This window comes from Moritella yayanosii (assembly GCF_900465055.1).
GTDB lineage: Bacteria > Pseudomonadota > Gammaproteobacteria > Enterobacterales > Moritellaceae > Moritella > Moritella yayanosii.
The window spans coordinates 1,381,557-1,407,429 of record NZ_LS483250.1 but is presented as its reverse complement, the minus strand read 5'-3'; the positions used below and the strand labels follow the sequence as shown (position 1 = coordinate 1,407,429).

The following is a 25,873-nucleotide window of genomic DNA, read 5'->3' as shown; positions in this document are numbered from 1 at the left end:
CACAATAAAAATCAGCGTCACAAAACGGGTGTCTTTGTAAATAAATATTATCACTTCTTTCGAGACTTTCTTCTGTCGCTATGTTTTCATCACTTTTAAACCCATCTTGTCCGGCGGGGTGTATGTGATTTAAATACCAGTCATCGTATTTACTTGGCATGTGCGTTATTCAACGCTCTCTAAAAAATTATCTAAGCGAGAAAACATATCGTTACAAGAAAGTTTTATTGAACTAGTATATCCAAAGTCATTTTTACCAATTATCACTTCAGTTAGGGCTGGGGCACTTGAGTTGTAAGCTCGTTGATTATAGCAAAAAAGGATTAAATTCGCGTCTTCTTCGATAGTTCCACTGTCCCTTAAATCGGATAGAACCGGTCTCATATCAGCTCTTTCTTCGCACTTCCTATTTACACTTGAGCCAACAATTACTCTAGCTTTTTCATCAAGGCTTAGTTGTTTTAGTCTTTTCGAAATGTAACACACTTCAGCGTACCTATTATCGAAAGTTGTTTTTGTTTTTAGATCTTGTAAAGAACTGATAGAAATAACAGCTATTTCACCGTGTTCCTGTTTCATTTGTTCTACGATACTTTGTATATCTTCAATATAAGTAGTTTTGTTATGGACAACTAACTTTGGTTTTTTCATTAATTGTCCTAATGTTGCTGACAAACTAGCCCAATCATCATCATCAAGGTGCCCTGACTCTAATGTAGGGTAATGTATACTGCTTAGTGAGCTTAACATTTTGTTATAAAAATTATTAATTGGAAGTCCAAGTTCAATATGAAGTACATACTGGTTATTGCGCAATTCTAGGATGATATTTTCTAGAATATTTCTTTGAAGTGTATCGCTGTGATTAAGTGGGCGACCTGCTATAACTGTTAAACCTTGTCCAATACCACCTATCTTCTTATCTAAATCTATAAAGCCAGTAGATAAACCATCATGTCTCATTGGTTGGTTATTTGAACTTTTTTCAAACTGTTCTTCTTTATTATTTACGAATGTTGCTAATCCGTTATCTAGTGTTATTAAATCAAATTTATTATTCATGCTACGACCTTGTAAATTGGATTAATGAGGGGTGAATATGTTTACATTATTTTTCAGGTTATAATTTAACTATTCTTTTTCCATCACTAGCGCCACACGCCCCAATACCACTATATCCGCTTCTGCAACTTCAATAGACGTATTGCCATAACTCATGGCTAGTTTTTTACCAGGCAAGCGCTGCAAATGATTAATGGAAATCGAACCGTCAATATCCAATAAATAACGTCCAGAACTTGGGATTGTTTCTTCAGTATTCACAAACAGCAAAGAACCGTCAAGATCGATAACGCGAGTGTTAGCTGATGTTAAGCCATAACGCTTCATTGTTGTCACATCAAGGCTCATTTCTTCAGTATTCTTTAATGCGCCATTAGCTATTTTTTCAATGACCAACTTTTCTTTTAATATCACGCCAGTACTTTCAAAAGCCTCACCTTGATCAAGCAATAACCAGCTTAAAGACACGCCTTTAGCCAAGTGAATCCTTACTGCAATTTCAAAAGGCGTCATATCTCGAGTATGCCAAGTGAAAATTGTTGATTTTGGTATGCCAAATGCGACCGCCAATTCGTCATACGTCTTACATTTAGTGACTATTTTTAGTTTTTCCGTGACATTTTTACCACCCTTGTAATTAAAAGGGGGTAATAAAGTTTGATTGCTGCTCATTTTAAGTATATTATCCAGTTAAGTTACTGCTCAAATGAGTAGTAATAAGCTCAAATACTATTAAATTAACTCATAAGGATACCACTATGTCGTCAATTGCAATACAACTTGCATCACCTTACTGCACAAAAAAGAAGTATGCAGAAGCTACTGGCCAATCAATGGGTGCTATCAATCAAGCTGTTACAAGTGGAAAGCTACCAATCATGCCAAAAGATAGCGAAAAAGGTGCAGTACTCATAAACCTCGTCGCTTTGTTTAAAAAAGCTGATGCACAAAAATTTGTGTAAGCAAATCGAAATCCAACCAGAGATCACTGTAAACGCCCATCAACAAGGGTTTATAGAGGTTTCGACAGGTGTATTCATCGAGCCAAGCATGAATAAACGCAAGCATCGTTTCTCTTTAATCGTTAAAACAGAAGCGTTCATGTTCATTTGCGTACTTGGTTTGTTACTTAATCATTGCATATAAAGATAATTTCGCAATGTATGAGTCAAATGAGATTAAACACAGTTCAATAGAGTCTGCATGTGTTCGGTTTGCAGATATTGAAAACATAGAGCAGATTGCAAACGAGTGCGGCATGCGTGGGCAGGTACTGCGTAACAAGTTAAACCCTAATCAACCGCATCAATTAACCGTTAGCGAGTTAATTCGAATCACAACCGCAACGGATAATCACGACATTATCAACAGTGCGATACTCGAAGTTGGACTAACAGCAGTTCGTTTACCCAAGCGAGGCGATTCAAAACCGCTAACACTTAGCGCCATGAGCGTGGCAAGTCATACCGGTGAAATAAACCGTCACATCTTAGAAGCCGAATCCGATCGCCGGCTAACCCGAGTCAAAAAAGACCAAATAATTAAAAAGGCACAAGATGCCGTTCGTGAATTGGTCTTTCTTATGTCAGATGTTGAAAACCGCTGCGGTGGTGCAGGGCCGTTCGTGTCCATGTGTGCTGATGCAGTATTAAGTGGAATGCCAATACCTGGCATGTAAGGAGATTATTTATGGAACAAGTACAAGCAGCTGCGGATTCAATTGCTCAAATCCGTGGGCTATTTGGTAACAGCCGTATTGGTTCTTTATATGACAATTTAGAGCCGAACATGCGCAAAACACTATGTTTTGCTGCTGGATTAAAACAGCACCATGTTGATTTGAAACTGAGTCAACTTGACCAACTTGAAAAAGTAAAACTGCATCGCGCTATTAGTGCACTGGAACCAGTGATCAGCAAGTTAGCAGGCTATCCAATTAACGACTTTAAGTAAGGGAATACCATGATTAAACCAAATCCAACAATGAACGACGTGATCAACGAATTGATGTTTATAGCCATTGCCAAACCTGAAAAAGTGAGCGTGTCAGTTCGCTATATTGGCCATGCCGATGCGCTAGAAGTTATTGCAATTGATAAAGCTTATTTTAGCGGTGCGCAAAACCCGAATACCTGGTCAGCGCATAAGCTAATTGATAAAACGATTTATCTCGATGGCTTAGCCGCATTTAAACAAGTTACCTCTGCATATCACGAACTAAGCAACTTGATAAAGAATGAGGTGGTGGCATGAAACGTATTTTAGCCCCTGTTGAAAATGTGCGTTCGGCGCTGCACTCGCTTGGTATCGATGAAGAAAAGGCTGATTGGATTATCGATTTGTTTGAGTGTGTTGATGCAGGTCGTAGTGATGCACTGGCCTTACCTAACTTCCACTTCAACCTATACGGCACATTGGAACCAGAAGACGTAATGATTACAGCATTTGCCTTTTGGCAAAGCGTGGTGGCTTGTTCTGATACTAACTCAACTGAAGAACAAATTGCGTTAGGCGCTATTCGTTCGGTGTATTTTATGGCGCAAGGTTTTGCCTTAACCAAACTTGTTGCCTGTATTGAATTGTGGTGGGAAAAAACACTCGATATTCACAATACAACTATCTGGATGGTCGCATGATGTATTTTGCAATTGCACTGTGCCCAAGTGGCAGCATGCGTGAGCATCCTAAAACTCACGAACTTCGCACTGTAGAAGTCGGTGAATGCGAAACCAAACAAGATGCCATTGATAACGCTTGCCTACAGCTCAATTGCCGTCAGCTTTTCCGTGGTGTTATCGGTCGGCCAAAAGGTCATGGCGGTTATCTTGTATTAAATGCGCAGGAGTATGCAGAAGTATGAGTGCGACTAAACAGCTCTCATTTTCTGGCCGCAGTTCAATTATTGAAATGATTGAAAGCGCGGAGGACTGCAGTCGTAAACCCGTCAGGACTCCCGCGCCAGGCAAAGCATTCCAACAACCTGAAATGTCGCTTATTGAAAATGCGATGTTTCAGGTTAACCCTGAGATTGATGATCATGAATGGCGTAAGCAGTTCTTTGGTGACATGCCGCATTACCTTAGCCGCTATTTTGCCGAACGATATAATAAAATTTTCAAACAAAAAGGTCGCTCTGCTGCCAATTTATACCTGCTAAAAACAGTTGGAGAAAAGATAAACCCACGCTTAAAAAAAGTACTTGATCAATATAGACGACAATTCAAATTCAGAAATTCCTACGTTCACAACAATGACTTGTCACGCGAAAAGCTGTTAGCTGAAATGGACAAGAGTGAAATAAAAAAACTAAGTCAGCAATTCGCTGATTTTTTTGCAGGTAAATTAGAACCGTTAATTGAAAGCGAAAAACCCAATCATAAAGATTATGCCAACGTTATTGTTGCTGTATTTGAAAGTTTGCAAGACGAATGTCGATCATTTGGTTACACACCACCGTACAACAGAAATGATGGCTTGCATCAGTCTGAAGCTGAATGTGGCATTTTACGTTTAGTTTGCCAACGTGCCTGGGAAAACAAGTTAAATAAAAAGCGCATGGCTATGCGAGAACACCTTGCTATTGCTGTTGGCCAAGTGCAGAAAGCGGCAAGTCCGTATTGCTCACGCGACTGCATGCACGAGTGGAAAAACCAAAAACAACGCAACAGAGATTTCATCAAAGGTATGTCTATCTTTGATGAAGATTCTGGTGAAGAAATTGCTCTATATGACATGTTCTACAAGTCGACCGCTAACCCTGCAATTAGACGTTGTGAGTTAATGGTGCGTATGGCTGGGTATCAAAGTATTGCAACCGCAATGGGTTGTGATGGGTTATTTCTAACGCTTACTTCACCATCTAAATATCATAACACCCGTAAGAAAGGGGGATTTGTTGATCAATGGTTGGGAAACAGTCCGAAAGAAGCTCAGCGTTATTTATGCCGAGTATGGGCAAGAATACGTGCGCAGCTTAAACGTGAAGAATTACCTGTTTTTGGTATGCGTGTCGCTGAACCGCATCATGACGGCACACCACATGGGCATTTACTCATGTTCATGCAACCTGAGCATGTTGATCGTATCCGTGAAATTTTCATTGGTTATGCAATTGATGAAGAAATAACAGAACTATTCCCAAAAGTTTACAGAAAACCAATTGTTGGCCCGTTGGATTATCGCCCACGCTGTGATGTGAAAATGATGGACCCAAGTAAAGGTACTGCAACAGGTTACATAGCTAAGTACATCAGTAAAAATATTGATGGTTATGGCATGGACGGTGAACTTGATGGTGAAACAGGCCGTGACCAACGAGAAATGGCCGCACATGTTACCGCGTGGGCGAGTCGCTGGCGTATTCGTCAGTTTCAACCTATTGGCGGCGCACCTGTCACTACTTATCGTGAATTACGTCGTTATGCTAATAACGATAAAAACGCCTTCAAAAGCTTTGTCGCTACCTTAAATAGTAAGCAACAACATAACTTATTCAACGAATTATTTCCTGACCAAAACCCAACGTTTATGGGACCTCAGTTAGATTTTCACGGTCCACGTTTAAATTATGAAGCAATGAGCTCATTACAACGATGGGAAGTGATCACTGATAAGTACAAGCCTGAATTAAAAACTAATGCAGCTGCAGCATCAGACGCAATGAAAGCGGCCGATAAAGGCGACTTTGCAGGTTATGTAATGGCGCAAGGTGGACCGTTTGTATCATGTAAAGATTTACTCATCCGTAATGATTATAACGTTGCCGAAATGGGCAATGAATATGGTGAATTAATTTCTAAGATCCAAGGCTTTCAAGTTGTCGGCGATGATGCCGTTAAAACGCGTACACGTAACTGGAAGATACAGCCTAAGTCTCAGGCATTGCTTGATAGTGAAGCAAGCACCAGTAGCACCGCAGGTGCTGAGGTTTTGAATGGACCCGCAGGGTCTTCTCGGAGTTCTGTCAATAACTGTACGCCCTCCAAGAGCGACAGATTAAATACTGGAATTAAAGCGCTTTTGAAAAGGCGCGGTATTCATTTAGATGATCACCTGGTCAATGTTATGGGACAGGGTGCCCAAATCAGAGTTGATAAGAACCACATTGTGAAATTGAGGCCGGGATATTACGTCGATAGCCAATATCACCCACCCGAAGTGATCGATGTAACCCCCGAAGAACCTAATATTTGGGACGGTTGGAATAGCCCTGATTGTGAAATGAAAAGTACCCATGACTTTGTCCCTGGTTGGGAAGACTGGGATTGGGGTTAATTACTAATTTTTTAACTAAAAAATAATAGTTGCTTCGCGCGACAATTTGTCGCATACTAATTTAGACAAAGCATCACGTGGGTCGAATAATGACTCATAAACTAAAGACAAACTAAAGACAAACTAAAGACAAACCAAAGACAACCCAAAGACAAACCAAAGACAACCAACAGGCCAATAAAAGGCCATTAAAGACAAATTACAGGCAAATAAGCCAAACTAAAATTAAAATCAAATGACCAACGAAGGTAAATACTATGGCTATTAGTGTAAGACTCGATGATGTTTTTGTCACTCATGCTAGAGTTCATGCAGAAGCTGAAAATCGCTCTTTACCGAAACAAATAGAGTACTGGGCAAAAATAGGGCAAATGATGATGGATAATCCTGATTTACCTTATGAGTTTGTACGTGAATCTTTGCTAGCGACCGAAGAAGTCAAACAAGGATTAACAAAACGTTATGTTAGAAGAACAAAGCGAAATTGATGTATATGAATCAAGACGGTTTGAGAAGGCTTTAGCAAAACTTTCGGAGCCTCAACTTAAAATCGTTGAAGATGAAATAGAGAAAATTATTGATGATCCAGAACTCGGGGAACAAAAAAAAGGGGACCTTTCTCATCTGCGAGTTCATAAATTTAAAATGGGTAATCAGTTGGTACTCTTAGGGTATTCTTGGCTCGAAGACAAAATTGAAATTTATCTACTTCAGTTTGGTTCTCATGAAAACTTCTATAAAAAAATTAGTGGGCAACGAAAGGTTGATCTTAAATTAATCAAACCTTAGCTCTATAAAAATGCCCTCAACGATGAGGGCATTTTGTTTTCTATAACATTGAAAGCTGCTGCTTAAGTTCTTGCTGTTGGGTAGGAGCTAGGGTTCTCAACAACTCAAAGGCTAACTGACTTGAACTTTTCGCTGATGGGCTCAGCGTATGGCTAAAACTTAGATTCATTACAAACGAGTGACCACACTCGGCACTATTACAACTGCAATACAAATCTGTATAGCTATTCGAAATTCTATTCGTTTTTTGGATTCGGCTTTTAACGCCGCACTCTGGGCAAACTACTCGCATAAACATCCACTTAATTCAAATACTGACCTGTAAATTATACGATGTTTAACTGTTTTTTTATACAGTTGTATGACGTGTTAGTTATAATATATAGCTATTACTGACGGGTGGGGGGGAAACATTTAATCATGCGGGCGTACCCACGATAAATTCACTCCTCTTTGCCTACCGCGTTTTCGCAATTTTTTTACGTTTTTGACATAACGATGGACACGCTGATATAGCTCAAGCCTTATCTAGAAAGGATCTCAACGATCATTTAAGGATCGCTAATGTCAAAGTTGTGACAGGTTTTGTCACAGAATGACAGACCACTCAGGTTTGTCTAAGCGATAAACGTCAATTCGTTCGAATCAGTTAAGTGATGTTAATTTTATGAAGTTTTTAACGAAAGGTTTAGAGCCAGAAGAACGAATCAATCTGCTTTTACAGCTAACCAAAATTGGCAGTGAAAATATTAAAAGTGCATTGGTTGACCATCTGAGCAAAGGCCTAACAGAAAATGATGCCGCAATGTTGAATAATGTATCACAGCAGAATTTTAACCGAGCGTTGAAGCGGTTGAATGGCGTTGCTGGTATTGTAGAAAAAGTTAAAGAGTTGGATTGGAACTAAATGCTTAATATCTGATTTATAATAAGTCGTTAATGAATAGAGCTTGAGAATAGTTTAAGATATTGATTACATAAATTTAATTTTTTATCTTTGACTTTCTAGTCAACGATTATTTATTACGTTGCTCGCTGTTAAAAGGATATTTCATTGTTAAACGAATTTTTAAGTAACTACCCTTTATTAGCCGGAGTGCTTGCTTTTGTATTAGCATGTATACCGCCATTTAAGTTTGCTCATAGCATAATAATGTCAAAGAGTGTACTTAGAACGCAAGCTCTAGACTTGGTGTTTAAATCTTACGGTGATACATCGAATTTGAGCCATCGCTTGGTTATCGAGCAAATGTTTCAGAGTAACTTTAATTTAAAATTAGATTACGAAACAATAACCCTGCTTCTCGCACTCCCTAATCCAACGGAAACACTTGATCTTTACAGTAAATCTAAACGTTACTTGGTTTCTAATAATCAAATATTAGAATTTGAAACAAAGTTTAAATGTGGTAACCGTAGAAAATTAGAACGAGTCTTAAGGCCTTCGAGAAACATTATTTTGTACGGGATATTTGGAACAATTGCAGGCACTGCTGGTTTGTATGTTTTGAAAAATTTTAATATGGATGAATTTTTTACTATTAATGATTCTATTTTCAATGGTGTGATTTGGTCTTTCTTGTTGATTATTGCCATTATATCCGCAAAACTTGCTCTGATGAGCTTAACGGACAAAACAAATATTCGGGATGCGGAAAAACTAGAAGCCAAGTTTCAACGTAAGATAAGCAAAAAAGTAAATTGGTATTATTGAAATAATTATTAATTTACGGAGACCTAAACATTAACTTAGCTTTGATTTACTTAACTCTACGTAAGGTTCGAATAATGTTAAGTCCTCCGTTGTCTGATATGTTTACTAAGGGGCTAAGCCCCCCGTTTAGTATTTTTACTCCCCCAGAACGCCCGAAATAAGCGCATCAACCCCAAAGTAGAAACAGCAATACCCACAATCACAAATTCAAAATACTAGGGCGCGCCTTTATAACCCATCGCCTGCCAACCATCAGCCATATACGGCTGCAGCTGTGGCACAAAATGGGCAATGAATAATCCCAAAAACACCGTAATAATAATTTCATCCATTATCGATTCGCGCCGGTTCTTCAACACCTGCAGATCATAATCAGTGTCGTTACCTTCCTGGTTAGCTAGCCGTTTAGCTTCTGCGTCTAGCTTTGCCAATTTAAGGTTACCTTCTGCAGTCGCAATCGACGCTGCCATTTCTGCCGCAATACGTTTACGTTCTCGATAGCTACCCGATAAATCTGCAATCGGTGCCGAAATAAAACTAAACAACGAAGTGATCCAACTCATGATTTATTCCTCAATAAAATATCTAAAAAGTGTTTTGGGTCTTTTGATACTGTTTTCGCCAGTGCATTCAACCCGGTTAAAAAATGCGGTGCCACATACGCCGCAATCCCAATAATCCCTGTTTTCAAACCATCATTCAGGCCCAGCCAAATACAAAATCTTTCCGCTATGTACGCAGACAAAATAGCCATCAGCACTGACATGAAATAATGAAAAAAAGTAATACGGGTACCAGACATATACATTTGCGTAGCGGCGGCCAGTAACGACAACAAACACAGCTGCCCCCACTGACGAATAAAAATAATCAGTTCTTCCATCAGTCTTCACTCCTCGGGTTTAAGTCTGAATACACCGGCACTGAAAATTCAATATGCAGTGCCGCGGGTAAATACTCGTTAATCTCCATCATGTCTTGCTGCATTGGCACCACTTCATTGTTGTAATAAGCGCGGGTAATTTTATCCAAGTCACCAAAGCCCGGACTGTCACCAGACGTTTGCCCGCTTAATGCTTCCTGGGCGCGATGCATACTCAGCATATCATTTAGCGTGATCTTCTTAATCCGTTCAAATTCATCTTTGGTAGAAATATCACCCACCGGAATAATCTTGATCGCCTTTTCCGCATCAGCCTTACCACTGCGGTTATTAATAAATAAACTGCGGAAGTTACCCACACCGCGAGAATCTTTGATTGCTGCTTTCAAATCATCTTCATCTTCGGTCGATAAATTGGGATCTGCCATCGAGAAGATAAACCCCATATGTGCACCGTTCTTGTAATATTTACGGCGGAACAGGGTGGCATCTTCATTTAAAAGCGCAGATTGAATACCGCCATAATATTGGGGGATACCGTAGATACCCTGGTTCGGATCGTATTCTTTCAGGTGGATAACTTCGCCTTTTTTAAAACGCAGCACGTTGCCATTACTTAAGCGTTGCGCATAAACACCCGGTGTAGATGTATAGCGCATCGATAGCGCAGGTAAATGCCTTAACTTAATCACATTACCAAAGGTATTTTTAATTACCTGCAGGTACGAATTCGCCGCCCAACAATAATCAAACGCAAACTTCTTAAACGTTCGCCGCGTTAATAGCGCATTAGGCTTAAACCATTTCAAAATCATATTGCGTTTAAAATATAAAATAGGGCCATGTTGGGCATTTACTCGTAGCAATTTAATCAAGCCGGCTAAACTCACGGGCGGTGAATATAGCCCGTCCATGTCAGCGTAAAGCCCGATGTATTCGGTCATGCGATTATCTAAACACGGCTCAGGGTCACCAAAGCTAAAGGTGTCGATAGATTTGTTTTTAACCGGTTCAGTGGTCGTACTTTTAGTTGAATTCATTATGCGGCATCTAATCCTATTGATGTTCTGGTGCTCGAGCTGTCACCAGATAATGGTTCGTAGATCATGGCATGCATGATTGCCCAAGCTATATCAGCATGGCCTGTGGCTGCGGTGCGGTTGGTTGCATAGCTGATTTGGTCACCAACTACCTTTTTGCGAATATTAATGAAGCTGCTGGCAACCATCACTGAATTTTCATCGTATTCAAAACGTTTTTTGCCAATGACATTAAGCGACTTAATCACCATCTTGTTTTTGTTGTGCGGGTTGTAATGAATCGGCATTGCCAGCGGGAAGAATTTTTGTATGAGTTCAAAAACACCTAAGCCCATGCCGGTAGTATCAACACCGATATGCACAACATGGTATTTAAGGGTGAGTTCTTTAATTTCACTGGCCATGGTTTCAAAGTCGTTACCACTTAAATTCAGTGATTCCAACAAACGAAATTTATCATCGGGGCCAAGCGGTAAACTCAAGACCACTACCGATGCAATGTCTCGCGTTCGCGCTGGGTCAAAGCCAATAACAACTGGCTTCATGGCATAAGGGCGTGACCAAGTAGGGTCAAAGTCGGTCCATTTTTTGCTATTACCGACGCAGGCCATCAGCTGTTTAAGGCTAAACGCACTGTGGGCATCATCAATAAACTTGCACATAAAGAGATTATCAAACTCTTCTTTAGAGTATTCATTCTCCAGCATGCTGATATCAATGCGGTCAAAGCCTTGTTCCACCACGTCATAAACATTGAGCTTTTGACGCCAGATACCATCATCGCAAAGCAAGCCATGCTTTAAGGTCTTATGGCTAACATCAATGGCAAACTCGGGGTCATTACAGGCTTTGGTTTTGCGGTACCAGCGACCATTCCACAAATCATACGCTTCATGGCTGGTCACCGATGGGGTACTGAAATAGGTAATACGAAAATCTTTATGGGTCGCCATTGCCTGGGCAAGACTGCGTAACTCTTTAAACTTCGGGATCCAAAACACTTCATCAATATACAAATCACCAGATGCAGACTGCGCCGTCCGGGCATTGGTCGATTTGAAATACAGTGTTGTGGTCTTGCCTTTATTGCGCAACATCAGAGGTGAGCCGCTTAGCTCAATACCAAACTGTTCACGACATAAGGCAATGATATTGGCTTTGAATATCTCTGCCTGGTCCCGTGATGCTGAAATGAAGATCTTATTACGGCCATTTACCACAGCATCATAAAACGCTTCAAACGCAAAATAGAAGGTCGCGCCGATTTGACGCGGCTTTAAAATAAAACGGCTACGATAATCTTGATGTTCAAACCAGTGTAACTGGTGCGGGTAGAGCAGGTTGTCTTTGAGCTCATCCAGCATTTCTTTGGTGATACTCGACACATCATTCTTAATCTTCTTCTGACGCTTCTTACTTTTACTGGTTCGCTCACTGGTTTGTTCATGTTGAGCCGCAGCAGCTGCAGGTGTATTCCCGTATTTTTTAGTAATGCCGGCACTGGGCAAGCGAGACTGATTTAATGCACATTGCTGTTTAGTCAGAAAATCCAGTTCTTTATAATCCGCATCATCTTTATTGTCGCGATCAGCCAATAACACAATACGTCGTGCAATCGCTGTCTCGGCATTAAGTGACGGGCACAGTTCATTCCAGCTGCCATCATCCGCCCAACGTCGTAAAGAGCGGGCACTCGGCATACCTTCAATTTCTGAGATTTCATCAAACGTCAGTCCACCAAAAACATAATGGTCACGCGCCGTTTTAATGATTTTGGGTGTATATCGGGGAGTCCTCGGTTTCATAACTGGCCTGTTGGTAAGAACAAGCGCCAAGTTTATAACCCTAAATCACGTAATTCTTTAAGAAGATTTCCGCGTTATTCCGCTTTCGCCAAGATCGGAATAACGCGGATTTAATGTGATGGATTAAGGCCTGTTCTGCGGGCAAAATTGATTTCACTTAGTTCAACTTTGACATTAAACAGGAAACAACATGGCTCAATTACGCACAATTCCACTTGCCATTGCTGCCATGGGGTTAACGGTAGATGGTCGCGAAATATCAGAAAAAGATATCGACGATATTGTCACCACTTACAACTATAAAAAGTACGGTGCTCGCATCAATTTAGACCACGAATTTAATTGGTCGGGCTGGGCGGCAAAGAATTTACATGGCGTAGAACTCAATGGCGGCATGCTCGGTGATGTGATCGGATTAAGCACGGGTAAAAATGAAGACGGTATAAAAGTGTTATACGCCATTCTTTCTCCAAACGCGTCATTTGTGCTACTAAATCAAGCCGACCAGGCCGTGTATTTCAGTATTGAAATTGACCGTGATTTTATGAAGTCAGGACAAACCTATTTAATCGGGCTTGCCGTAACTGATTATCCCGCAAGTACCTACACCGACCGCATTCATTTTAGTCAGCAAGACAAAAATAACGCCAATCAAGCACCCTCAGATACTGACCTATTACAGGTGTCGTTAGCGTTAGAAGAAGCGGCCCAACCCACCAAGAGCCTGTTTAAAAAACTCTTTAATTTTAATAAGGATGATGACGACATGAAACGCGAAGAATTTGCCGCCGCAATGACCGACGCGCTCGGTGCACCATTGCTGAAATTTAGCCAGGTGCTAGAAGCCAATACTCAAGCAACACAAGATCTTCTTGCTAAGCAAAGTACAACGCCAGCTCCGGTTGATGATGTGAATACGGGTACCCAGGCAGACGCGAGTACGGATAAACCAACAGCTGATTTTTCGGCGCTCGATGGCAAGGTTGATGGTTTGGTTGACCAAATTGCAGCGCTGACTAAAACCGTGAGCGATGCAATCAAAGATCCGGCATCAACGACCACTGAAGGTGAAGAAGAACACCTTGGTGAGAATGGCAAGTACCACAACCTTCTTTAGCAATAGGAACAATATTAATGAAGCTTAAAACAACACAGGTTTTTGCCGCGGTGGTGTCTGCATTAGCTGTTAATTACGGGGTTGCCTCCGTATCCGAACAGTTCAGTGTCGAGCCAACGATTGAGCAAACACTGTATGACCAGGTATATCAAAGTGCAGAATTCTGTAATGGTCAACTCAAATCGGACACTTTCTTAAGCAGCTTTTCTTAATATCTGTTGCTCAAATTCCATCGGTGATAAATACCCCAATGTCGTATGTGGCCGCTTGCAAACACATTTCTGTTTTAATGTTGTCGGCAATACTCCATCCAATGATTTACCTTGAATCGTTTTGGGTAGCGAGCTTGCAAGCCTAAGCGTGACATTAAGCGCCATGTTTTATAATAGCCAACATCAAAACCTTCTTTTCGTAATTCATTGGTTAATCTACGATACCCTAGCGTTTTCCTGTGATAATTAAATATCTCAGTTGCCTTGATATCGAGCGCTACATCTTTCTTAGGCGACGCTCTATTTGATAGCCAGTGATAAAAAGCACTAGGGCTTACGCCCATTGCTTTACATGTAACTCGAATTGGAAATGTCTTCTTATACTCAGCAATAAACTGAAACCTTACTCGCTTTCCTTGGCAAAGAAGATTGCGGCCTTTTTTAGGATTTCTTTCTCCATCAGTAGTTTAGTGTTTTCTTTACGCAGCATCTCAAGTTCATTACGTTCAGATAGGTTTAAGCTTTCTTGTTTGGTTCCAGGTCTGGCTTGCGAACCACTTTCAGCCTTAACCCAACGCGTGATAGCACGTAATGAAATACCTAAGCTATCTGCGGCGGCTTGCCTGGTATATCCTTGCTCAGTAACGCGTTTTACTGCGCCTTGCTTGAATTCAGTTGTAAATTTCGGACGTTTAAATTTAGTATTCATAATCATCTCTAATTAACATTATACTTAAATGCTTTAGAAGTGTCCGATAGAATTAAACCACATAGTAACCAAGGTTATTCCATCGCATAACTATATGCCATTTGGTTCTTGATGGCGCTTATGGCGACAAAGATAAATAACCGAAGCTTACAGGGGAGAGTACAAAAGCTGTTTGTGATAACATAAAGGCAATTAGTCGGTGTTCAGCCACTATTTAGCACTCATATATTGATATACATCAGGTGAATCGACTACCTAGTGCGTTATTGTTATTTCGCTAGTTAATGCAGAATGTTAAGGAATTGAATTTGAAAAATAAGCATATTTTGGTTGTTGAAGATGAAGTGATAACTCGTGCGAAATTGGTTGGTTATTTTCAACATGAGGGTTACCAAGTTAGTGAAGCTGCGAGTAAAGCAGAAATGAATATCGTGTTAGCCAATCATCACATCGATCTTATTATGCTCGATATCAACTTGCCAGATGAAGACGGCTTGATGATCACCCGAACTCTGCGTAGTCAGTCAAATATCGGTATTATTCTGGTTACCGGGCGTATTGATGCCATTGATAAAATTGTGGGTCTAGAAATGGGCGCGGATGACTATGTTACCAAGCCTTTTGAATTACGCGAGTTACTCGTACGAGTAAAAAACCTGTTGTGGCGTATTTCGTTGACTACTCAGGCCAATAATGAATTAGAAAATGCGATTAAAGATGAAAAAAACGATGATCTATTTCATTTTGGCTCTTGGAGTTTTGACAAAGCTAAGCGAAAACTGTGTCAAAACGGCGAGCAAATAAAACTGACTAAAGCGGAATACGACATGTTAGTTGCCTTCACCGCCCATCCTGAGCTGGTTTTATCTCGAGACCGATTACTGAGCTTGATAGACCATCGCGTTGAGGCACCCAATGATCGTACGATAGATGTATTAGTACGTCGACTACGTAACAAAATAGAGTTAGATCCTAAGAACCCTGAATACTTAGTGACCGTTCATGGCGAAGGCTATTTATTTGCAGGGGAGCGGCGTTAACAGCGGTCTTAATTGTTCTTAACCTCACACAAAGCACTGCTCTAAGCATTGTTTAGAGACAATTCTAAGCAAAATGTTAAGGATTAACCGAATAAACAGGCTTGAAATAACTGGGTGACAACGATTGCTCAGTTGGGAATTGGGCTAACCGTTCTTTGGTTAGTGTTAATATTTCAGGTCCCTGATCTTTGATAATGGCTAGCTTTAATAAATAATCAGTAGCCTGATCGATGGCCATTGCCCCCTGTAATACCATTTGGTCAGTATTGGCCATCAGAATTTTGCCACGCTTAATACCACGATAAACACCATGGCTGAGGTAATGACTTAAAATTTGCGGACGTTGATTTTTCTCTAATTTGACTAATTCGCCAATGGCCATTTCTGCCATCACGGCATTACCAGCCAGATAGTCCAGATCAGCAAATTCAGCGAGCGTTTCACTTAACAATGAAAACTGACGCATTTTATTATTAAAGCCATATTTGATTGAAACGATCTCAACATCACTGTTTTTCAACGCATCTTTTAGGCCCAACGTCGCTTGTTCACTGCCGCCACCGGCTTGTGGACCGGGAAACCAAGCCAGCTTTAACTTAGTTTCACTGGTTGTTTTTGGATGTTTGTTACTCAGAAACTGACCTAGTTTTGCGCCCATTTGATACCAAGAAACACCTGTGCGACCAGTCAGATTCGTGGTGGAAACTTCATTAACCAAACCAAATAACGGCACGGTTTTATTCAGTTTCGCGAGTTTGGCACTCAGTTGTTCATAGTATACCGCCCCGACTAATATCGCGTCGGCTTGCCATTGCAGGCATTGTTCAATTTGTGTCCATTGCTCCTGACTATTTTGATAACCGCCAGCTTCCAGCACTTTTAATGAAATACCTCTTTGTTTTGCACGTTCAGTCATGCCAAAATTGATGCTTAACCAATATGAGTCTTTTAGGTGTGGATAAACCGCACAAAGTCGAACGCTGTCTTGTGAGTGAATGGTTTGTGATGGAATAGTTTCTTGTGACTCGTTAGCTGTCGCCCAAGCGGGTAAGTTGAACAGTAACGTAATGAATAAAAACAAAGGTTTCACGATAATTATCTCAATAGATGTCACAATAAACAGGTACCACTGGATTAGTTATATTTGGTAATGAGCGTTATTTTAGTAATAACTGTTTTTAGTCATGACCGATATTTTAGTAATAGGAGCTTACATTGCGATTTCGTCAAAGTATAGGAAACAAACTGTTATTCGCGTTTAGTTTTGTTGCCAGCTTATTGGTTTTAACCAGTACTGTGTCTTGGTATAGCTTAAGTCTTATTGCTGATACAGGTGAAAAAATTGCACAACAAACGCTACCTAGCTTATCCAGCGCCAGTGAATTGGCTAATATTAGTCTGCAAATAACCAACCGCACCACGTTACTGAAAAATGCCAGCAGTGATATTGATCGTCAGAACATAAATGCACAATTAATTCAGCTAAACTTGGCTATTGGCAAAAAATTCCAGGCCTTGGATATCTCTGAACTCGATAATCGTAATATCCGTCAATTGGTATTACAAAAAACCAATATTATTAAAGATATTAGTCAGCTTAATGACAATGCCAAACTACAAATTCAGCTACGACAACAGCGCCAAGATTCATTTGTTCGGGTAACAACTGCGGTACGTAATATCTTTCAATTATCACAATCTCAAGTTGCCAATGCCCACACCTTTGCCTTAGTGCGACTGAGCGGACTGTATGACTTAATTGAACAGCAACAGGATAACAATATTATCTATCAGAACCTTGATCTTATCATTGATGAAGATCTTAATCTGTTAGATAAAATGACCGCATTGGAAAGATACAGCTTAGAACTGGGACAAATTGCTAACTTTATTATCAATACCTCGCAAGTAGAACAACTTACCCGTTTAAAACCACAAAAGGATGAACTCATACACATCATCCGTCAGCTGGTAGATTCAATCACAGATCCGTATCGTTTAGCACGTGTTCAATCTACTATATTAAACCTTAATACCTTCACCACCTTGATCAATCAACAAAGCGACTATCTACAGCTTGAACAACAACAAAATGATTTACACTTGTATATTTCCAAGCAATTGAGTGAACTTAACCAAGGTATTCGTACGTTGGTAGAAAAGCAAACTCAACAAGCACAGCAAGCCAGCCAGCAACAGCAAAAGTTGGTTTCATGGTCGCAAAACATTTTGATACTGGCCACCATCTTGTCATTAATCGTGATTATTGGGGTGATGTGGAAGATTGTGTATCAAGGTATTGTATTTAAGTTATCCAAACACACCGAAGTGATTAAAAAGCTTGCCGAAGGTGATCTCGAGATCACTGTAGAGCCTTCTAATGATGAAGAGTTCAAGCAAATGGCCCAGGCTCTGGATATTTTTCGCGACAATGCATTAAAAAAACAAAAGCTTGAACAAGCACAAATTGAAACTGAAAAAGAACTACGTCTGCATAAAGAAAATTTAGAACGCTTGGTAAAACAACGAACAGAACAGCTAACGCTCATTAATGAAAAACTCAATAATGAATCTGTCGGTCATGCCAAAGCTAAGCAACAGGCCGAAGATGCCAACAACGCCAAGTCCGTATTTTTGGCCAATATGAGCCATGAAATTCGCACCCCGATGAATGGCATGTTAGGAACATTAGAGCTGTTATCAGATACACCGCTGTCAACGCAGCAACAGACTTATACCCAGACGATCCTAACCTCGGGTGAAAACTTACTGGATATTCTTAATGATATTCTCGATTATTCCAAAATTGAAGCGGGGCATATCGAAGTCTCTAACCGTGCCGTCAATCTTCAGCGTTTAGGCAATAACGTTATCGACCTGATGCGGGCGAGGGCAGAGAGTAAGGGGCTGAATTTAACCTTTAACCTTGCCGATGAACTTGATATTTGGGTACTTGCCGACTTAGGTAAACTGCGTCAGATCATCATCAACTTAGTCAACAATGCCATAAAATTCACCACTTCAGGCAGCGTTATTCTGGCTATTGCAACACATGACGAGCAGCTCAGTTTTAGTATTACCGATACCGGTTGTGGTATTGCCGATGATAAGCAGAAAGCAGTATTTGACGCTTTTACCCAAGTGGCTAACTTAAGCTGTGCAACAGGCACCGGATTGGGTTTAGCAATTTCTCGGCGACTGGTGTCAGCAATCCAAGGTACACTTTCGTTAACCAGTATTGAGAATCAGGGCAGTTGTTTTTACTTTAAGATCCCACTGCTGGTGGCCCCACAAGCGCTAATTAATGACCAGTTATCTACCGCATCCAATGTGGTTGAAACCAACAGCCGTTTTCGTATCCTTATTGTTGAAGATAACCAAATCAATCGTGATGTCGCCTGCGCACTGGTACAAAAGTTAGGCCATCAAGTCTACAGCGCCTGCGACGGAGCCTCTGCACTGGCACTGTACTCAAATCAAGATGTTGATCTGGCTCTGTTAGATATCAACCTGCCAGATATTGATGGGGTCGAACTGGCGGTACAACTGCGAGATATGGCCGAATGTAAACAGCGACAATTAAAAACCATCGCGGTATCTGCTCATGTATTTAAAGACGATATCACCAAGTTTATCAATTCTGGTTTTGATGGTTTTATTGCCAAACCAGTACAAATGAAACGCCTGAAAAACACGATTTCCAAGGTGATGGTAAATGTGGTTGGTCTAGAGGATGGTGATGGATCTCCTGAGATGAGTAAGGCGCTGTCAGAGGTAGGAAAGGAAGTTGAAGGGGCAAGTAAGGACACTGTGTTATTCACCCCTGCCACGCTTGATCAAGACCTACAATATCTGGGGAAAGATAAGATCATAGCGCTGGGGCAGTTGTTCTGTCGTCAGACGCAGTCGGATTATAGTGATTTTGCTGCGCTCAATGCCGACCAACAAGAAAAGTTACTGCATAAATTAAAAGGCGCTGCTGTCGGTTTAGGTTTAACTGCGTTGTACCAGCGTTGTCATCAACTTGAGATGACATTTAAAAAGTCATGCAAAACTAAAGTGTTATCTGCATCACAGTTAACACAATTGGCATTATTAATTAATAATTCTGTCGGCCAATTACAAAATTATTTGATGCAACTTTCTGCGGGTGATGGTCATTAGTGAATTGATATGGAGATTCTATGGAGATTGAGATGGAAAGTTTAATGCACCTAATAATGTTTGATATTGATGGTACGCTTATTGAGTCGTGTGATTTTGACACCGATTGTTTTTCAGAAGCGATAAAGAACGTCACAGGGCATGAGTTAAATACTGACTGGGCTAGTTACAAGAACATTACGGACGCTGGAATATTGGATGAGTTTATTACTCAACATGATTTAAGTGACCAGCGAGATCACATACACAAAGAGGTTAAAGAATCATTCGTCAAGCTTGTTCAAGCGCACCTTGAAGTATCACCTGCGCGTGAGGTGGATGGTGCGATTGATTTTTTACGACAGTTACAATTAAGAACTGATGTTGAAGTCGCAATTGCTACTGGAGGTTGGGAAGAAACGGCCAGAATAAAGCTGCAATCGGCGGGCTTTGATATTTCAGGATTAGCTTTTGCGTCTAGCTCCGATGCGATAGAACGTACCAAGGTTATGCAAGTATCTGAATCTCGGTGTAGTAATACGCTATTTATATCCAAAACTTATTTTGGCGATGGCGTTTGGGATAAAGAGGCATCTGAAAATCTGTCATACAATTTCATACTTGTCGGTAATAAGCTGCGCCATAGTAAGCAAGTTGATAACTTTCAAAGTCCAGAGGCCGCACTTTTTCATCTTGGTATGTAATGAACTGACTTGCTCGAAACGTTGACCTCGAGCTTAACTGTATTTAGCATCAATTGCTTTTAAAGAACGCAAGAAGAGCCCTAAGCCACCAACAGCTAAAACCAAAATCACAATCAGGTCATACGATGTCATCGTGCGTAGGCTAAAACGAACAGAAGATATAACACCAAAGATTAACGCCGTGATAGAACCAATCGATAATAACCAGCCTAAGATGTTTCTCGAGTTGTAAAAGATCAACCCAATACCAAATATAAATGGCAGCATGACTGTACCACCTGTAATACCAAAATTGGTGCCTAAAGCATTGACGCTATAGAGTCGAGAACTGAGCCCGAAATTTGTAGTGACTGTAATGGCATTTAGTAGCAAATAGAAACCACCACACATCATAATCAAACCAGTAAAGAAATGCCCAATACCACCTGAATTGCCGCCAGCTCCGTTCATTACAACCTCCTGAATATCTAAAGTGACCAAGACCATAACAATGGATAGCTTATATTACAATTGCTTAGGCTAGTTCAGACGACAAGTTCATACTTATCTCATACGCTTAACGGATTGTAATGTACATTGGAGATGTTGATTTGAATAAAATGTTAATGTTAGGTTGTAATTTCCTTGTTCTTGCTGCAATTCATTTACTAATTATATACAAATATAGTACAATTGACCCTTGTAATAATAATCAAGGATGGCTGGCACGCTTACGGTATATTTAATACTGTTATTTACAGTGCCTACACTAGTTGTTTTACTGGTCGCAAATTTGATGCAATGCAGTCTTTCTTTCGTAAAACAACGCCCATTAGTGCTCTAAGCTATTTGGGAATAAACTATCGACTTAAAAGGAATTACACAATGGACAGCATGGAATTACCCTATATATTAATGACAGTTGGATTACTCATCATTGTTTTTTTAGCCTTTGTTGCTTTTAAAGCAAACAAAAGTCAATATTGGAATATTACCCAAGGTTATATTTTACATAAAGGCACTAAAATTATAGAACGTAAAGGAGACTCTGACTCTTCCGGTTGGAAAAGCATTCACCTTGATGTTGAATTTGAATACGAGGTTGATGGTCAATTGTTTCACTCGAAACGAATAACATTTTCTGACTTTGTAAACAAGCCCGTGTCTGCTTTGGATAACATTCTTAAGTATCACTTAAATGGCGAACTCGTTCAAGTTTACTACAATCCTGAAAATCCTAAAGATAGTGTGATAATACCTGGAATTAGAGTATGGAACTTTACGCCGATGGTCACTGGATTGGGGTTTATTTGTAGCGGTTTGTTAATATTGCTACAGACTTGAATATTTATTGTCGAGTAGTTTAAGACGCTATTAGATAAGGGGGATACAACAGGTATGTACGCAACATATAAGGTGGGGCAAGTCACTCTCGATATTCTTATCGATATTGTCCTCTATTCGATGCTTGGATTCCCACTTTGGCTTGTTGCTTTAATGGTTATGACATGGTGCTGTCCAAAACAACTCAACGATAATTATTTTAAATCCGACATTCCGCACGCGATTTTGGCAATTCTTTCGAAGGAGTTGGCTACACGTTCGTGAAAGATACGCTTTTTGACCATGATAGATTTTTAAGTGTGAATAAGAATGTAATATGAAATTTAAACAACGCACCACCCAATCAATAGCTCAGAAGAAAGACAACATATTAATATGGCCTGGAAACTTGCTAATATTCAATACATAATCACCTCAACCTTACTGATTGCGATCTATATCACTAGTAATAATATCTATTTAGGGGTGCGGAATGTCGGTTCTACAGATTGTATCCTTGGTTTTTCTTTTCCATAGTGTCCCATTACTGGTTTAATATGGTCTTGCTAGCACTAGCCATTTCCAGTAATCAACACACTTTCCAAGCATCAAGCAACGCCGTTGTTTTCCTGAGATGTTAACCTTTGTTGGCTCAACTCGAGGCATATTTAGTGCCATGTGACGCAAGTAGGATAGGTTTTCCACACTCTTGTCTTTGTGTACGACACGCATCATATGCCCCTCAGTGCTCGCGTACGGCTATCGCTGCTGCGTTGACACTTAAAAATTAAGCCGTGGTATTGTTAGCACTTTGCTTAAAGATGTTTTCTGCAGCAGCAAAATCATCCAAAGTGTCAATTTCGATCCATTTTAATCCAGTAATATCTAATGTATTAAATATCACATTTTTATCAATAAGTCGCTCATAACCAGCTTCATAATATTCTTGATGATTTTTCTTATCTTTCATCATTACATTCAATTCTGAAAATAACAGTTTAGCCGTAGCACTGCTTATTTTTTCAATACCAATAGATTCGCCAATGGCATCCTCAGGATTCACATCTTTGCTTGCTTTAATAACGTGATTCTGTGCATTCACAATGATCTTGATTTCTTCGGCATCAAGATTTATATTTTTATCGACGCATAAGCAAGTGTCATGTTCTGATGCAATTAGGTTTTTAAGTATTTCAACATCAAAAACCACATCCGCATCAAACTTAATAAAACTGGCATCTTTTACTAATTCTTCAGCCAGCATTAATGAATAGCCTGTATTTGTTTCTGCATAAAATTTATTGGTAACAAAATGAACATTCAACTCTGGAAATTTTTTGTTCATAAAGTCTTTAATATCATTCTCTAAATAGCCAAGAATAAATACAATTTCATTAATACCACATTTAACGATATTAGAAACCATCATTTCTAATATCGTGTACTCGCCTATTTTTAACAAACTTTTTGGGCAATTATCCGTTAACGGTCTGATTCTTGAACCAACCCCGGCGGCTAAAATAATAGCTTTAAGTTTGTTGTTATTATTTTTAGTAGTCATAAAAAACCTTTTTTAAACAAATTTTAGAATGGGAATAAACTTAATATGGTATTTATTTTTTTACATCATTGGTCATATAATGTTCTAATTTTAAAGCGTATTGCAACCCTCGATAAAGGCCATAAAAAACCTGACTAATCGCGAACAACCAAAGCATCGGGGTAAGTATATTTAAAACCAGAGAGAACGATAACATAAAGATAAACACGCCCTCATTAAATAATATAATTTTCTTTTGCTCACCGATAAACCATCGTAAATTGTTCATAATGCTAAATCCAATGCCTGCAACATTGTCTTTAATCGGTTTATTTGTGGCGATTTCTTTTAAATAATCACTATTTAGCGTCATGTTAGTGTAAATATATATGTATTTTGCGTAACCACGCAATGAGTAAAACGCGATCCCAATTAATGCTAGAAAGACTGGGAGTACGCTCCCTGATTGAGCATATGCCGCGTATCCGACCGCACCAAACCAAAGTGTCACTTGAATTTGATCAGTCAAATTATCGTAATAGGAACCCGACGCCGAGGTCGTTTTTCTATAACGCGCCATTTGCCCATCCATGCAATCAAAAATATGGCTCAAATTAATTAAAATTGCCGCAATAATAAAATTATTCATACCACCTATAACGATCAGTATAGACGCTATGATTGCCGTTATAAATGAGATTAAGGTGATCTTATTGGGTGTCAGCCATTTTATATCCACCACAAAATAATTCAGTAAAATAGCTAATGGCGATGTCACAAAAGATGACCACCATTCATCGTCTTTGGTTTTTGTGGCCCATAATTTTTTGAATTTCATATTCATAATGCCACCATAACTATTTCATTTTCTGTTATAAATTCGTCATTTATGTATATTTCTTTGACAGCAGACAAGTTATTATTTCGAATCTGTACAAAATCATGCAATATTTCTTTTAACGAAGTTAAAAAATACTCAATGTCATAAAGAGATAATTCACCAATATTGCCTACCTGAAAGACTTTACCTTGAAAACAGCCTTTGCCTTCATAAATAATTATAGATCTATCACGTAATTCTTTTCGTAAGACACTTACATTTATATTTAAAGGAACACAAACTGTGGTTAATATTGAACACATGTTTTTTTGTTCAATCAAAAATTTAAGTCCTAAATCAAGTATACCTTGTCGTAAAATATTCGCTTTATTCTTTAGATCAGCATAATAATTATCTACTCCTTTGTTCAGAATGTTAGATAATGCTTGCTCTAAAGCATAAAAAAGATGTACTGCTGGGGTATTGGGTGTTTGTGAATATTTACAAATAAAGCTATAAAACGTATACAAATTAAGATACATCGTCTTAGCGGGAAGATCCTTGAGCTTTTCAAACGCAGCCGTTTTACCGATCACGAAAGATAAACCAGGATAAGACCCGATGGCTTTCGAACTTGAACTTGAAATAAACGCAATATTGCATTTTTCCATATCAATAATTTCTGCACCCGCACTGCTGACACAATCCACCACAAACGTAGCATCGTATTTTTTGGTCAGTGCGCCCATATCTTCCAGTGAATTCAACATACCTGAACAGGTTTCATGGTGAACCATAGCCACGACATCGATGTCGTGCTGAGTTAAATAAGCCTCGATTTTTTTCAAATCAAAACTTTCTCCCCAAGGGAATGATAAATGATGAGTATTTTTATTATAGATGTTAGAAATATTATTCAGTCTTTCACCAAACTCACCATTAGATAAAATGAGAATATGTTGATCTCCCACCACTGATGATAATATGGATTCATTGGCCGCAGTCCCTGAACCGGTAATAACCACTGCACGATAATTATCTGAATTAATATTGAAAACTTGCAATAACTTAGTTTCAATACTTCTTAGTAAATGATCGAATTCCACTTCACGGTGACAGATATCTTTTTTACCGATAGCAGTTCTGACATTTTCAGCTAAATTTACAGGACCTGGTGTAAATAATAAATCTTTTTTCATTTTCTAATCACGCCTATTAATGTTTAATATTCTATTTCTTACAATCGCTCAATCAGTTTCACGTTATTTTTTACTGATAAAATAAGAAAAAAATATAACTATATTTAATATAAAGTACTCACTATTTAATAACGTATTTTTGTAGGATCTATTATGTTCAATAAAAGATTATCAACTGGAAATCTTAAACATTTATTGATGATTATCAAATTCATGTATAAAGGGGGATATCACTAGATTAGTCGTCTATTTAGAATAAAAACTACGTTTTAGCAAACTAGATGCTATGAATTTATTGGGGATGCAATTTGTTGAGGATGCTACTCCCGATAAGGCTTGCTATCAAGATATATTTTCATTTAATTAAAAAATAAAGACGCTCTGAAAATATAACAATTACGCTGGTACATTAGGATAATGGGAAAATAAAAAAACCATTTAATAACAATATGATACAAACAGTAAAACAAAGTTAGATTACAAGTGAAAATAAATAAGACACATGTTATTTAGTCATATC

The 25,873-nt window shown here is 39.2% G+C and carries 30 protein-coding genes and 1 pseudogene; 17 read left to right on the top strand and 14 right to left on the bottom strand.

What is annotated here, in order from left to right:
- Window positions 1-165: 165 nt before the first annotated feature.
- Window positions 166-1,062, bottom strand: a complete 897-nt coding sequence (locus tag MORIYA_RS06380; RefSeq protein ID WP_112713664.1) for a DnaB-like helicase C-terminal domain-containing protein — start codon at window positions 1,060-1,062, stop codon at window positions 166-168.
- Window positions 1,063-1,131: 69 nt separating this feature from the next.
- On the bottom strand, window positions 1,132-1,734 hold the full coding sequence (locus tag MORIYA_RS06375; protein WP_112713662.1) for a phage repressor protein CI: 603 nt from the start codon (window positions 1,732-1,734) through the stop codon (window positions 1,132-1,134).
- 86 nt (window positions 1,735-1,820) lie between these two features.
- Between MORIYA_RS06375 and MORIYA_RS06370 the strand changes: the two genes are divergently transcribed.
- The 9 genes from MORIYA_RS06370 (at window position 1,821) to MORIYA_RS06330 (ending at window position 7,125) form a co-directional block, all read left to right on the top strand.
- Entirely contained in the window at window positions 1,821-2,024 is a 204-nt protein-coding gene (locus tag MORIYA_RS06370; protein ID WP_112713660.1) for a Rha family transcriptional regulator, read from the top strand.
- Between the two features lie 197 nt (window positions 2,025-2,221).
- Entirely contained in the window at window positions 2,222-2,740 is a 519-nt protein-coding gene (locus MORIYA_RS06365; protein ID WP_112713658.1) for a phage regulatory CII family protein, read from the top strand.
- An 11-nt stretch (window positions 2,741-2,751) separates the two neighbouring features.
- Window positions 2,752-3,015 carry a hypothetical protein gene (locus MORIYA_RS06360; RefSeq protein WP_112713656.1) on the top strand — a complete coding sequence of 88 codons (264 nt, stop codon included), beginning with the start codon at window positions 2,752-2,754 and terminating at the stop codon, window positions 3,013-3,015.
- Window positions 3,016-3,024: 9 nt separating this feature from the next.
- Window positions 3,025-3,315: a hypothetical protein gene (locus MORIYA_RS06355; RefSeq protein WP_112713654.1), complete on the top strand. Its 291-nt coding sequence runs from the start codon at window positions 3,025-3,027 to the stop codon at window positions 3,313-3,315.
- Window positions 3,312-3,698: a hypothetical protein gene (locus tag MORIYA_RS06350; protein WP_112713652.1), complete on the top strand. Its 387-nt coding sequence runs from the start codon at window positions 3,312-3,314 to the stop codon at window positions 3,696-3,698. The genes MORIYA_RS06355 and MORIYA_RS06350 overlap by 4 nt, the downstream gene beginning before the upstream one ends.
- Window positions 3,695-3,922 carry a hypothetical protein gene (locus MORIYA_RS06345; RefSeq protein ID WP_112713650.1) on the top strand — a complete coding sequence of 76 codons (228 nt, stop codon included), beginning with the start codon at window positions 3,695-3,697 and terminating at the stop codon, window positions 3,920-3,922. Before MORIYA_RS06350 ends, MORIYA_RS06345 begins: the two co-directional genes overlap by 4 nt.
- Window positions 3,919-6,336 (top strand): replication endonuclease, encoded by a 2,418-nt coding sequence (locus tag MORIYA_RS06340; protein WP_112713648.1) that lies wholly within the window; start codon window positions 3,919-3,921, stop codon window positions 6,334-6,336. The genes MORIYA_RS06345 and MORIYA_RS06340 overlap by 4 nt, the downstream gene beginning before the upstream one ends.
- A 257-nt stretch (window positions 6,337-6,593) precedes the next feature.
- Window positions 6,594-6,824, top strand: coding sequence for a TA system antitoxin ParD family protein (locus MORIYA_RS06335; protein WP_112713646.1), 231 nt, complete (start codon window positions 6,594-6,596; stop codon window positions 6,822-6,824).
- Window positions 6,799-7,125: a type II toxin-antitoxin system RelE/ParE family toxin gene (locus MORIYA_RS06330; RefSeq protein WP_112713644.1), complete on the top strand. Its 327-nt coding sequence runs from the start codon at window positions 6,799-6,801 to the stop codon at window positions 7,123-7,125. Before MORIYA_RS06335 ends, MORIYA_RS06330 begins: the two co-directional genes overlap by 26 nt.
- Before the next feature lie 40 nt (window positions 7,126-7,165).
- Here the strand turns inward: MORIYA_RS06330 and MORIYA_RS06325 are convergent, their stop codons facing one another.
- Complete coding sequence (locus MORIYA_RS06325; RefSeq protein ID WP_112713642.1) at window positions 7,166-7,417, bottom strand: ogr/Delta-like zinc finger family protein; 252 nt, start codon at window positions 7,415-7,417, stop codon at window positions 7,166-7,168.
- A 375-nt stretch (window positions 7,418-7,792) separates the two neighbouring features.
- Between MORIYA_RS06325 and MORIYA_RS06320 the strand changes: the two genes are divergently transcribed.
- Window positions 7,793-8,032: a PapB/FocB family fimbrial expression transcriptional regulator gene (locus MORIYA_RS06320; RefSeq protein WP_112713640.1), complete on the top strand. Its 240-nt coding sequence runs from the start codon at window positions 7,793-7,795 to the stop codon at window positions 8,030-8,032.
- Between the two features lie 147 nt (window positions 8,033-8,179).
- Entirely contained in the window at window positions 8,180-8,839 is a 660-nt protein-coding gene (locus MORIYA_RS06315; protein WP_232011537.1) for a hypothetical protein, read from the top strand.
- Window positions 8,840-8,952: 113 nt separating this feature from the next.
- Here MORIYA_RS06315 and MORIYA_RS06310 read toward each other — a convergent pair.
- From MORIYA_RS06310 to MORIYA_RS06295, 4 genes and pseudogenes are all read right to left on the bottom strand, one after another.
- Window positions 8,953-9,402, bottom strand: a pseudogene (locus MORIYA_RS06310) (hypothetical protein).
- Window positions 9,399-9,722, bottom strand: coding sequence for a hypothetical protein (locus MORIYA_RS06305; protein WP_112713638.1), 324 nt, complete (start codon window positions 9,720-9,722; stop codon window positions 9,399-9,401). Before MORIYA_RS06305 ends, MORIYA_RS06310 begins: the two are co-directional and overlap by 4 nt.
- Window positions 9,722-10,762, bottom strand: a complete 1,041-nt coding sequence (locus MORIYA_RS06300) for a phage portal protein (RefSeq protein WP_112713636.1) — start codon at window positions 10,760-10,762, stop codon at window positions 9,722-9,724. Before MORIYA_RS06300 ends, MORIYA_RS06305 begins: the two co-directional genes overlap by 1 nt.
- A complete protein-coding gene (locus MORIYA_RS06295; RefSeq protein ID WP_112713634.1) occupies window positions 10,762-12,567 on the bottom strand; it encodes a terminase large subunit domain-containing protein in 1,806 nt (601 codons plus the stop codon). The genes MORIYA_RS06300 and MORIYA_RS06295 overlap by 1 nt, the downstream gene beginning before the upstream one ends.
- A 190-nt stretch (window positions 12,568-12,757) precedes the next feature.
- Between MORIYA_RS06295 and MORIYA_RS06290 the strand changes: the two genes are divergently transcribed.
- Together MORIYA_RS06290 and MORIYA_RS06285 are read left to right on the top strand one after the other, a co-directional pair.
- The gene (locus MORIYA_RS06290; RefSeq protein ID WP_112713632.1) at window positions 12,758-13,684 is read left to right on the top strand and encodes a GPO family capsid scaffolding protein; all 927 of its coding nucleotides are present in this window, start codon (window positions 12,758-12,760) and stop codon (window positions 13,682-13,684) included.
- Between the two features lie 17 nt (window positions 13,685-13,701).
- Window positions 13,702-13,896 carry a P2 family phage major capsid protein gene (locus MORIYA_RS06285; RefSeq protein WP_232011536.1) on the top strand — a complete coding sequence of 65 codons (195 nt, stop codon included), beginning with the start codon at window positions 13,702-13,704 and terminating at the stop codon, window positions 13,894-13,896.
- Window positions 13,897-13,970: 74 nt separating this feature from the next.
- On the opposite strand, the gene MORIYA_RS21750 is transcribed toward MORIYA_RS06285, so the two are convergent.
- Together MORIYA_RS21750 and MORIYA_RS06275 are read right to left on the bottom strand one after the other, a co-directional pair.
- Entirely contained in the window at window positions 13,971-14,240 is a 270-nt protein-coding gene (locus MORIYA_RS21750) for an IS3 family transposase (RefSeq protein ID WP_112713630.1), read from the bottom strand.
- Between the two features lie 59 nt (window positions 14,241-14,299).
- On the bottom strand, window positions 14,300-14,605 hold the full coding sequence (locus MORIYA_RS06275; RefSeq protein ID WP_162629243.1) for a transposase: 306 nt from the start codon (window positions 14,603-14,605) through the stop codon (window positions 14,300-14,302).
- A gap of 284 nt (window positions 14,606-14,889) precedes the next feature.
- Here MORIYA_RS06275 and torR point away from each other — a divergent pair, with 284 nt between their 5' ends.
- Window positions 14,890-15,645: a two-component system response regulator TorR gene (gene torR, locus MORIYA_RS06270; protein ID WP_162629242.1), complete on the top strand. Its 756-nt coding sequence runs from the start codon at window positions 14,890-14,892 to the stop codon at window positions 15,643-15,645.
- 76 nt (window positions 15,646-15,721) lie between these two features.
- On the opposite strand, the gene torT is transcribed toward torR, so the two are convergent.
- Complete coding sequence (gene torT, locus MORIYA_RS06265) at window positions 15,722-16,735, bottom strand: TMAO reductase system periplasmic protein TorT (protein WP_232011535.1); 1,014 nt, start codon at window positions 16,733-16,735, stop codon at window positions 15,722-15,724.
- A gap of 125 nt (window positions 16,736-16,860) precedes the next feature.
- Between torT and torS the strand changes: the two genes are divergently transcribed.
- On the top strand, window positions 16,861-19,809 hold the full coding sequence (gene torS, locus MORIYA_RS06260) for a TMAO reductase system sensor histidine kinase/response regulator TorS (protein WP_112713624.1): 2,949 nt from the start codon (window positions 16,861-16,863) through the stop codon (window positions 19,807-19,809).
- A gap of 32 nt (window positions 19,810-19,841) precedes the next feature.
- Window positions 19,842-20,492 (top strand): HAD family hydrolase, encoded by a 651-nt coding sequence (locus tag MORIYA_RS06255; RefSeq protein ID WP_162629241.1) that lies wholly within the window; start codon window positions 19,842-19,844, stop codon window positions 20,490-20,492.
- A 33-nt stretch (window positions 20,493-20,525) separates the two neighbouring features.
- Here MORIYA_RS06255 and MORIYA_RS06250 read toward each other — a convergent pair whose 3' ends face one another.
- Window positions 20,526-20,942, bottom strand: coding sequence for a hypothetical protein (locus MORIYA_RS06250; protein ID WP_112713620.1), 417 nt, complete (start codon window positions 20,940-20,942; stop codon window positions 20,526-20,528).
- 414 nt (window positions 20,943-21,356) lie between these two features.
- Here MORIYA_RS06250 and MORIYA_RS06245 point away from each other — a divergent pair, with 414 nt between their 5' ends.
- Entirely contained in the window at window positions 21,357-21,815 is a 459-nt protein-coding gene (locus MORIYA_RS06245) for a DUF3592 domain-containing protein (protein ID WP_162629240.1), read from the top strand.
- Between the two features lie 766 nt (window positions 21,816-22,581).
- Here MORIYA_RS06245 and MORIYA_RS06230 read toward each other — a convergent pair.
- The 3 genes from MORIYA_RS06230 to MORIYA_RS06220 are packed head-to-tail and all read right to left on the bottom strand — an operon-like array spanning window position 22,582 to window position 25,353.
- On the bottom strand, window positions 22,582-23,355 hold the full coding sequence (locus MORIYA_RS06230) for a phosphocholine cytidylyltransferase family protein (RefSeq protein WP_112713614.1): 774 nt from the start codon (window positions 23,353-23,355) through the stop codon (window positions 22,582-22,584).
- A 52-nt stretch (window positions 23,356-23,407) separates the two neighbouring features.
- Entirely contained in the window at window positions 23,408-24,178 is a 771-nt protein-coding gene (locus tag MORIYA_RS06225; RefSeq protein WP_112713612.1) for a CDP-alcohol phosphatidyltransferase family protein, read from the bottom strand.
- Window positions 24,175-25,353: a pyridoxal-phosphate-dependent aminotransferase family protein gene (locus tag MORIYA_RS06220; protein ID WP_112713610.1), complete on the bottom strand. Its 1,179-nt coding sequence runs from the start codon at window positions 25,351-25,353 to the stop codon at window positions 24,175-24,177. Before MORIYA_RS06220 ends, MORIYA_RS06225 begins: the two co-directional genes overlap by 4 nt.
- Window positions 25,354-25,873: the final 520 nt, after the last annotated feature.